At 60.3% G+C, this 8,365-nt stretch carries 7 protein-coding genes and 2 pseudogenes; 2 read left to right on the top strand and 7 right to left on the bottom strand.

All coding sequences use genetic code 11. From position 1 onward, the window contains the following. Both BOO71_RS28275 and BOO71_RS08445 read right to left on the bottom strand, forming a co-directional pair. Positions 1-181, bottom strand: a pseudogene (locus tag BOO71_RS28275) (IS4 family transposase); the annotation flags it as partial. A 60-nt stretch (positions 182-241) separates the two neighbouring features. Continuing rightward, entirely contained in the window at positions 242-541 is a 300-nt protein-coding gene (locus tag BOO71_RS08445) for a type II toxin-antitoxin system HigB family toxin (protein WP_075831510.1), read from the bottom strand. 62 nt (positions 542-603) lie between these two features. Between BOO71_RS08445 and BOO71_RS08450 the strand changes: the two genes are divergently transcribed. Beyond that, positions 604-3,729 (top strand): DEAD/DEAH box helicase, encoded by a 3,126-nt coding sequence (locus BOO71_RS08450; RefSeq protein WP_075831511.1) that lies wholly within the window; start codon positions 604-606, stop codon positions 3,727-3,729. 35 nt (positions 3,730-3,764) lie between these two features. Here BOO71_RS08450 and BOO71_RS26860 read toward each other — a convergent pair whose 3' ends face one another. Beyond that, complete coding sequence (locus tag BOO71_RS26860) at positions 3,765-5,075, bottom strand: HEPN/Toprim-associated domain-containing protein (RefSeq protein WP_139322839.1); 1,311 nt, start codon at positions 5,073-5,075, stop codon at positions 3,765-3,767. Between the two features lie 62 nt (positions 5,076-5,137). On the opposite strand from BOO71_RS26860, the gene BOO71_RS08455 reads away from it, so the two are divergent. Then, positions 5,138-6,193: a hypothetical protein gene (locus tag BOO71_RS08455; RefSeq protein ID WP_075831512.1), complete on the top strand. Its 1,056-nt coding sequence runs from the start codon at positions 5,138-5,140 to the stop codon at positions 6,191-6,193. Positions 6,194-6,374: 181 nt separating this feature from the next. On the opposite strand, the gene BOO71_RS08460 is transcribed toward BOO71_RS08455, so the two are convergent. The 4 genes and pseudogenes from BOO71_RS08460 to BOO71_RS26865 form a co-directional block, all read right to left on the bottom strand. Next, a complete protein-coding gene (locus tag BOO71_RS08460; protein WP_175607401.1) occupies positions 6,375-6,896 on the bottom strand; it encodes a DUF305 domain-containing protein in 522 nt (173 codons plus the stop codon). An 82-nt stretch (positions 6,897-6,978) separates the two neighbouring features. Then, positions 6,979-7,878, bottom strand: a complete 900-nt coding sequence (gene trhO / locus BOO71_RS08465) for an oxygen-dependent tRNA uridine(34) hydroxylase TrhO (RefSeq protein WP_075831514.1) — start codon at positions 7,876-7,878, stop codon at positions 6,979-6,981. A gap of 70 nt (positions 7,879-7,948) precedes the next feature. Continuing rightward, positions 7,949-8,101, bottom strand: a complete 153-nt coding sequence (locus tag BOO71_RS27730; protein WP_175607402.1) for a hypothetical protein — start codon at positions 8,099-8,101, stop codon at positions 7,949-7,951. After that, a pseudogene (locus tag BOO71_RS26865) lies at positions 8,089-8,365 on the bottom strand (IS1 family transposase); the annotation flags it as partial. The pseudogene BOO71_RS26865 and the gene BOO71_RS27730, both read right to left, overlap by 13 nt.

Below are 8,365 nucleotides of genomic sequence, written 5' to 3' on the forward strand. Positions count from 1 at the left end.
CGGGGAGCAGGGTCAAGACCAGACGGGCAACGTCGAGAGGACATAGCGGATGCCGGTCGAAGAACCGCTCGATCTTGCGGATGACCGAGGCCGCCCATGCGTTGCCCCCGCAACGCTCGGCCAGTGCAGCGTGGCGAATGTCTTTGGCCCCAATTAGCGCCAGGACGAGCAGGGAGAGCAACTCGGGTCCGGTTTTTCCGATATTCAGGAAAGTGGGAGGCGAGGTACAGACTCAATGATTTCAGGGCAGCGGGAGACGCGCTCTGGTATCGCGTACTGGACGACAGATTTCAAGCCCTTCCAGAAAGTGTCGGGTACTAAGGTCAAAGACGATGAAACCTTGCACCCAGTCGGCACTGCCAAAATCGGCTTTCACGTCTGCGAAGGATTGATATTCATTGTGGCGAACCTGCCTGTACCAGATTCGTAATGGCCCCTCGGCATCGGGATGTTTGAGCCAGAACGCAATCAGCGCCGCCAGTGTGAGCGCGTTCATTCCCACGCTCTGATTATTGCATATCTCAATAATGATTTTCCTCATCGCTCGCCCCGTAAGCCACCCCGCTTCCGGTTTGCCCCCGCCCAACCGCGTAAACTCTTCCAGTGACCATCTCCGCGCCCAACCTGTCCAAATTGCTGCCCGCCGCCCCTCCCGGAAATCTGCTGTTGCTGCCGCAGGTGGCGCGGGCGGCGCTGTTCGCGGCCTTTCCTGGCCCGGCGGTGCTGCTGACCACCGCTGACCGCATTGGCAGCTACGCCTCGGCGGGGGCGCTGGGCGCGCCGGTGACGGTCAATCCGGGCTTGCGCGACTGGGACGGCATGCACGAGCATGTGGTGCTGGACGTGAACACCGCGCTGGATCTATTTCCCGCCCATCCCGAAGACCACGCCCTGAGCCTGCGCGTGGGCCGCAACTACCCGCGCGAGGCGCTGCTCACGCGTCTGGAACGCCTGGGCTACGAGCGCGGCGAGGAACCCGGCTACGAGCTGCGCGGCGACACCATGGAACTGCGCCTCTCGCCCGGCGCGGGCCGCCCCGCCGACGCGGACGGCGACATCTGGGTGCGGGCCGAGTTCTTCGGTGACGAGCTGGACACCCTGCGCCTGCTGGCCCCCGGCGAGATGAGCGGCGAGAAGGCCGAGAGCTTCACCCTGGAACCCACCGCCGACTACCTGACGGAAACCAAATGGGACGCCACCCGCCTGGAACTTCTGCCGGGCCGCGTGTTTCTGGACTCCCCGGAGTTCTACGCCTCCAGCCTGGGCGTGCTGACCGACACGCTGTGGCCCAAGCTGGCCGGGCGCGAGGTCACCAGTTTTGGCCGCGCCCCGCTGGAGCTGCCCAGCCTGGACACGGGCCTGCTGACGTTGCCCTTCTACCGCGCCCGTCTGGGCGATCTGGAAAACGACGTGTCCGAGTGGCGCAAGGCCGATTACCGCGTGCTGATCCTGGTGCGCCATGACCGCACGGCGGCGTATCTGGCCGACAAACTCCTGAACACCCACGAGATTCCCTGGCTGACCCTCCCGCGCGTGGAGGAAGGGGGCCTGGGCTTCCTGCGCGGCGGGGGAGAGGGCGGCTTCGTCATCCCCGAACACCGCACGGTGGTGCTGACCGAAGACCTGATCTACGGCTTCCAGGGCGGCTCCGCGCTGCGCGGCAAGCGGCTGTCGGGCCGCCCGGTCACGGACGCGCTGGGGCTGCATGTGGGCGATTACCTGATTCACCCCGAACACGGCATCGGGCAGTTTCAGGGCCTGGAAACGCGCACGGTGCTGGGCGTCACGCGCGATTACCTGAATCTGGACTACCGCAAGGGCGCACGCCTGAGCGTTCCGATTGAGCAACTGCCGGTGTTGCGCCGTCATCCCGGCACCACCGACGATCCACCCGTGCTGAGCAGCTTCGACAAGAAGGACTGGGCGCGGGCCAAGGACAAGGCCCGCAAGAACGCTGAGGAGGTGGCGGGCAAGTTGCTCGTCCAGTACGCCGCCCGGCAGGTCACGCCCGGCAACTCGTTTGCGCCCATTCCAGAGTGGGAAGAAAAGATTGAGCAGAACTTCCAGTTTGAGTTGACGGGGGATCAGCGCACGTCCCTCAAGGAAACCCTCAAAGATCTGGAAAAACCCAACCCCGCAGACCGCCTGATTTCCGGCGACGTGGGCTTCGGCAAGACCGAGGTGGCGCTGCGGGCCGCGCACCGCGTCGTGGGCCACGGGATGCAGGTGGCGATTCTGGTGCCCACCACGCTGCTGGCCGAGCAGCACACCTCCACCTTCGTGGAGCGCTTCAAAGACCTGCCCGTGCGGGTGGAGGGGCTGTCGCGCTTTACCTCGCCCCAGTCGTCCAAGGCGATTCTGCGCGATCTGGCGGCGGGCAAGGTAGACATCCTGATCGGCACGCACCGCCTGCTCAGCGGCGATATTGAATTCAAGAACCTGGGCCTGATCATCGTGGATGAGGAACACCGTTTTGGCGTGTCGCAGAAGGAAAAACTGCGGGCGTTGCGCGGCATGCCCGACGTGGCGGCAGGCAAGCTGGACATTCCCGAAGGAGCGCGGGCGGTGGACACGCTGGCGCTGTCGGCCACCCCGATTCCGCGCACCCTCTACATGAGCATGGTGGGCCTGCGCGACATGAGCAGCATCCAGACGCCGCCCAAGGGCCGCAAGCCCATCCAGACGGTGCTGGCCCCTTTTGACCCGCTGACCGTGCGCGACGCCATCATCAGCGAGATTGAGCGCGGCGGCAAGGTCTTTTACATCCATGACCGGATTGCCAGCATCGGCGCTCGCAGCCTGTACCTCCGCAACTTGGTGCCGGAAGCCCGCATTGGCGTGGCGCACGGGCGCATGAACGAGGAGGAGCTGGAAGAGATCATGCTGGGCTTTGAGGAGGGTGCGTTTGACGTGCTGGTGTCTACCACCATCGTCGAAACCGGGCTGGACATCCCGGAGGCCAACACCATTCTGATCGAGCGTTCGGATCGGCTGGGTCTGGCGCAGCTCTACCAGTTGCGTGGGCGGGTGGGCCGCCGGGCGCAGACCGCCTACGCCTACCTGTTTTACCCGCCGCGCATGACCGAGAACGCGCAGCGCCGCCTGTGGGCCATCGCCGATTTGCAGGACCTGGGCAGCGGCCACCTGCTGGCCGAGAAGGACATGGAAATTCGCGGCGTGGGCAACATTCTGGGCGAGGAACAGCACGGGCATGTGCAGGCCGTATCCATTGACGTGTACACCGAGATGCTCTCGGAGGCGGTGGCGCGGCTGAAGGGCGAGAAGATTCAGGCCCCGGTCAACATCTCCATTGACCTGCCTATCAACGCCCGCCTGACCCCGGAATACTTCGGCGGCGACGATGAGGCGCGTATTGCCACGTATGGCCGCCTCTCAGACGCGCGCACCTTGCAGGCGATCAGCCGGGTGGAGCGTGACCTGCGGAAGAAATACGGCCCGCCCGCCCCGGACGTGCAGAACTTCATTGACCTTGCCAAGCTGAGGCTGACGGCTGCCGCCCGGCGTGTGCTGAGCATCGGCGAGACCATGACCGAGTTGCAGATCACCTTCGCCTACAAGGGCCTGGACTACGACGCCGCCGGACTCAAACGCTTTCCCCACAAGACTGAGGTGCAGACCTTCCCGCCCTCCGTGAAGATGGAGAAGCGGGGGATTAAAGTGGACGACTACGCGCGGATGCTGATTGAGTTACTGGGGTATTTCGGGTAACCAATGATTCTCAATTAAGTCTTGGGATTTATCATCTAAATTCCAGATAATTTAGTGAAAATAGAACTGAAAATACAGCGCATAGAACTCCAGTTGAAATCATCAATAGATTTTTCGCCGCGATCAATCTTCTTGACTGCATCTACAAATCTACTCATTATTTCGCGCTTCTGAACTATTTCCCCCTGATATTTTTGAATGCTTGGAATATAGCCTCTCCAGTGAATCGGATATAGTTCATCATTATTGTCCGTTATCATTTCTTCTGGTAAATAAAGTTCAATACTACATGCCAAACTGTTAATATCTAATGTGTTAATTCCAGTGGGGCCAATTTTTGGATATTGGCGTGCTAATTCTAGTTCAGGAAGGAGCATGGTGCAGATATTTTTTGGGACGTTGATGTTAATCAAACCTCGTAGAGCGTCAAGAGATGCGGCGTCGGCGTCAAATATAGCTAGCACTCTATTTTTAATAGACATTGAAATGAGAACTTTAATTGACGATATTAGTGAGGACGTACCACCTTGAGCATTCACTTCAGAGAAATCTGCAAATGCAAAATTATCCTGAACGTGCGGGGATAAAAATCTAAGGCAGTTTTTCAATATATACAAATCAGTGCTTCCTTCAGTCAGAACTACAATTTTTTCATTTATTGAATAGTCTTGAGCGGTGGATTCGATTACTCTTTCGCACAACATCTCATCAGCAGATTCATAATCGTTCAATGCCAAATCGGTGTAATCGAGCGTGATTAGCTGAGTTCCTGGTAAATATTCTAATAAAATTCTCAATAAATATCTAAAATCTAGATAATAGTTTGGGAAGCCATATTGATCTTGATGATAACTAAAGGTTTCTGATCCTAAAAAATCGAACCGTCCATATGTGTGGTTATCCAAACTTATATTAGATTCCACTGCAAGTTTTACCAAATTCTTCCAATAGTCAAAATTATATATATGTAAATCATCTTTTAAGTCGTTTTCTGAATTATATTTCACTCTAAGCTCTTGGAGAATTGGATTTGGGTTTTCACCTTCCGCTGATTTAAATTCCTTATGATCTTTCCAGCCTTCATTGAACATTACCTCTAGGTTTTTCAAATTTATGCCCATTAAATCAAGCCTATCTTTTATAAACGACGCCTGAGTCTGATAGATGTAGTATGAGCATTCCATTTCTAAATCAAAAGGAATAAATGGTGCTTTCAAATGAAAATCGGTTGGACTCAAAACTTCACGCTCTCTGTCGGAAAATACGGAGAGAAGATCGTATGGAACACCATTTTTAATAGACAACATGCGACTAGAATCAAAATATAATTCTGCGTAGGCACCCATACCTGAATTCTAACTGTCGTTGCCAACCTATGTCATCCTCCAAACCCCGTAAACTACCCCCCATGACCACCGCGCCCCCGTCCCTTCAGGCTGCCCAGGCTCCGGCCCCGGCTGCCGCCTACCGCGCCACGCCCACGCAGAATCTGGTCACCATCGCGCTGGCGTGGTGGCTGCTGGGCGGCCTGTTTCTGGACGGCTGGGCGCACAACAACCTGGGCGAGTCGTTGGAAACCTTCTTCACGCCCTGGCACGCGGTCTTTTACAGCGGCTTCCTGTCGGTGGCGGGCTGGTGCCTGTATCTGGCCTCGCGCGGCTGGCGCATGGGGCGGCGCGGGCTGGCGGCCTTCCCCGACGGCTACAGCCTGGCGGCGCTGGGCGTGCCACTGTTCGGGCTGGGCGGCCTGGGCGATCTGACCTGGCACACGGTCTTCGGCATAGAGGTGGGCATAGAGGCGCTGCTCTCGCCCACGCACCTGCTGCTGTTCGCGGGCGGCTCCCTGATCGCGGCCTCGCCGCTGAACGCCGCGTGGCAATCGCCCACGGGCCGCCGTGCGCCGCTCCCCCTGCGCTGGGCGGCGGTGCTGTCGGCCACGTCGCTGCTGGCGTTCACGGCCTTTATGCGCATGTACATGTGGGGCCTGCTGAGCGTGCCGCAGGGCCTGGGCTGGGTGCAGACGCGCGGCGAACTCAGCGCCGTGCTGCTCACCGCCCTGATGCTGGCCGCGCCCGTGCTGCTGCTGCTGCGCCGCTTTGCCCTGCCCTTCGGCGCAATCACGGTGATGTACACCCTGACGAATCTGGGGATGGCCCTGATGCTCGCCCCCGGCGACTGGCGCTTACCCGCCGTGGCGCTGGGCTGCGGCCTGCTGGCAGACGTGCTGTGCGTGTTGCTGCGGCCCTCGCCGTCGCGGGTCTGGGCGTTCCGGGCCTTTGCTGTGCTGCTGCCGCTGGCGGTGTGGGTGCCGTATCTGGGCGGCGCGGTGCGGCTGGGCCTCAGCAACCTGAGCCTGGAGTTGTGGCTGGGCGTGGCGGTCATGACCGGGCTGGGTGGGCTGGCGCTGTCGGCGCTGGTGCTGCCGCCTGCTTTGCCTGTGGCGGCTTTGGAGGATGAGGGTTAGGTTTTTGGGGGGCTGTTTGCGGTTTAACCCCTCCGCTCCTTCGGGGCACCTCCCCTCAAGGGGAGGCAAGTGTTTTCTGCGTGGCACGTTTAATTGCGACTCTTGGCTCCCCTTGAGGGGAGCTGGCTGCGAAGCAGACTGAGGGGTTAAACCGTGGGAGCCACCCCACTCACCCCCACCCTCAATGCCCCATCCCCGGCAGCGTCATCTCCATCTCAGGAAACGGCAGCACCCCCGCCCCCCGCGCCCGCAAAAGCGAGGTCATAAACCGAATCTCGCCGCCCTGAACGACTTGCATCTGCCGGGCCAGATGGCGCACCTGGGGCAACACACCCGGCTCCAGCGCAGGCGGAATCATTCTCAGCGCACCCTGGTGATGGCGGGTCATCAGTTGCAGGAAGGTGGTTTCGGCCTGGGGAATGGGCAGTGTTTTCAGCGACAGTAGCTCCGCACCCGACGCCATGCCCATGCTGCGGGCGTGATCGGCGGACAGGGTGAAGGTGTCCGGCTGCTTCCACAGCGTCAGAAAGCCGCGCATCTGGCGAATCTGTTCCTCCTGCGAGAGCTGAATGTCCAGTGCCGCCGAGCGGATGGTGCGGTCTGTACTGCGCCGCCGGCTCAGAATTGCCATCGTGATGGCCTGATCGTGGTGGGCGATCATGCCGCGCGTGAAGGTCACTTCGGGACTGTCGGCGGCGGGCATCGGCTTTTGGGGTGTCAGGAGTAGGAAAATGCCGATTCCCACAGCGAATAGCAGTAGAGCCAGCGCGGCCAGCCTCTGAGAATTACGCCCCCCGCGCGTCATACATCCGCTGGCGGTCCCGGAACGCCGCCTTCTGGGCGTCCGTCGTGTCCGTGACGCAGTTCGGGCAGCTCACGCCTTCCTCGTAAGCGGGATGCGCCCGTTCATCCGCGCCTAGGGGCCAGCCGCATGAATGGCACATCGCGGCCCCGCCCTCGCGTAGGCCGTGGCCCACGGTCACGCGGCCATCGAAGACGAAGCATTCGCCGTTCCAGCGGCTCTCCACTTCGGGCACAGCTTCCAGATACTTCAGGATGCCGCCGCGCAGATGCAGCACGTCCGTGAAGCCGCGCTCCCGCAGCAGACTGGTGCTTTTCTCGCAGCGGATGCCCCCGGTGCAGAACATGGCGACGCGCTTGCCCGTCAGTTCTTCGGCGTGAGCGTCCAGCCAAGCGGGAAACTCGCGGAAGCTGTCGATTTCGGGATTGACCGCGCCCTCGAAGGTTCCGGCGCTGACCTCGTAGCGGTTGCGGGTGTCCACCACCACCACATCCGGGTCAGCGATCAGGACGTTCCAGTCGCCCGCCTCCACGTACTGCCCGGCCTGGGAGGTGGGTTCCACCGGAATGCCCAGCGTCACGATCTCGGATTTCAGGCGCACCTTGAAGCGTTTGAAGGGCTGTTCGGTGCTGTGCGATTCCTTCGCTTCCAGCCGATCAAAACCAGCTTCGCGCAGAAATTCGCTCAGCCTGTCAACCGCCACGCGTGTCCCGGCCACCGTACCGTTGATGCCTTCCGGGGCGACGATCAGTGTCCCGCACAGGCCGGACGCCTGACCCAACTCCAGCAACTCGGCGCGCAAATCAGCAGGGTCCGGCACGTTGCGGAACTGGTACAGGGCAAGGACGGTGAAGGGGGTGGGGGAGGGTAAAACACTCGGCATGTTCCCGCAGAATAGCGGTCCCGCCCGCGCTTCAGCGTGAGTTCAGGCAGCCTTCGTCCAACACTCCAACTCAGCCCCGCCCATGCTGACTGGCATAGTCGCGCCGGATCATGGCGTTGCCGCGCATCATGCCGAAGCCCTCGTAATACGGACTCCGATTAGAGGGTGTTGAAAACACCCGTAATCCGAGCGGAGGGTAGAAGGCTGGAATCATGACCGACATGGGTTCTTCATGACCACGGTGCTGAGCAGGCGCAGCACGCTCCACACCGTGTCCGTGATCCCGATGGCCATTGCTGGCGTCCGTTGCGCATATTGACGACGCCCCACCGGTTCATTCAACTTGACTCGCAGGCTCCGGTTCACCCGACAGAAGTTATAGATCCCATTGACCAGATCACTGACCGTCTGACGGACGTGGGGAAGCCTCGCAAACGCGAGGCTTCTGCGGACTTGGTGCGGATTCATACGCCGGGCCGTCCCGTTG

This window comes from Deinococcus marmoris, from assembly GCF_001949125.1.
Classification (GTDB): domain Bacteria; phylum Deinococcota; class Deinococci; order Deinococcales; family Deinococcaceae; genus Deinococcus; species Deinococcus marmoris_A.

What these genes read in the sequence shown, in the direction of transcription:
- BOO71_RS08445 (WP_075831510.1), bottom strand. Translation starts at nt 541, where the DNA reads ATGAGGAAAATCATTATTGAGATATGCAATAATCAGAGCGTGGGAATG.
- BOO71_RS26860 (WP_139322839.1), bottom strand. Translation starts at nt 5,075, where the DNA reads ATGGGTGCCTACGCAGAATTATATTTTGATTCTAGTCGCATGTTGTCT.
- BOO71_RS08455 (WP_075831512.1), top strand. Translation starts at nt 5,138, where the DNA reads ATGACCACCGCGCCCCCGTCCCTTCAGGCTGCCCAGGCTCCGGCCCCG.
- BOO71_RS08460 (WP_175607401.1), bottom strand. Translation starts at nt 6,896, where the DNA reads ATGCCCGCCGCCGACAGTCCCGAAGTGACCTTCACGCGCGGCATGATC.
- trhO (WP_075831514.1), bottom strand. Translation starts at nt 7,878, where the DNA reads ATGCCGAGTGTTTTACCCTCCCCCACCCCCTTCACCGTCCTTGCCCTG.
- BOO71_RS27730 (WP_175607402.1), bottom strand. Translation starts at nt 8,101, where the DNA reads ATGTCGGTCATGATTCCAGCCTTCTACCCTCCGCTCGGATTACGGGTG.